Below are 761 nucleotides of genomic sequence, written 5' to 3' on the forward strand. Positions count from 1 at the left end.
GTTGCGGCCCTGACCGTTGCCGTCGCCATGATCTCCAGGGTTGCCACGGCACGGACCGCGACGACGGCCAAGCGGCACGGACAGCCTCCCAGCAGACAATGAGGAGCAGACCGTTACGGACGACCAGGAGCAGGCTCGCGACGACTCGGCCCTGGATGACGTCCTCATAACGGATCGGATAGACCACGAGCGAGAGCAGACAGGTCACCAACAGGCCAATGGTGACCCGGCGACGCCGGTCAACCACACAGCGAGCCGCTGCGGCAACAGTCTGGCCGGACGAGTGCGGACGGCACGCGGCAACCGCTAGTACCCAGACCAGGTACTGCGGGCTGAGCACCCGACTTGTCACGAGCACGACCAGCAGCAGCGCCAGCATGCGGTCCGCCGGGTGGATCGCCGTGCGCGATTCCGCCGCGGCTCGGGAGCCCTCGACGCTTCGGGACCAACGCGGCAGCCACCAGCGCGCGGCAGCGGCCAGCACGACCACAACCTCTACAAACGAGCAGATCGTTGCCACCAGCTGCGCCAGCTTGGATCCAAACTGCAGCGCCCCCCAGGCATATGACGGTCCAGCATGTAACCCGACCATGTGCGCAAGGACGAACGGGGTCGCCGAAACTGCCTCGACCTGCAGGCCCCGGTCCTTCTGCGCGCCCAGGAAGCCGAAGGCGTCCCGCCACCAGCCGGCGGCGAACAGCACCACTGCGACCAACGCGACCGCCCCCACCAACCCGGCCGCCATGCGCACCAGGGCGGCC

Annotated in this window: 1 pseudogene; it reads right to left on the reverse strand. The window is 68.3% G+C overall.

From position 1 onward, the window contains the following. Nucleotides 1-761 (reverse strand): annotated as a pseudogene (locus U9980_RS11575) (hypothetical protein); the annotation flags it as partial.

The organism is Protofrankia sp. Cr1 (genome assembly GCF_963555865.1).
Taxonomy (GTDB): domain Bacteria; phylum Actinomycetota; class Actinomycetes; order Frankiales; family Frankiaceae; genus Protofrankia.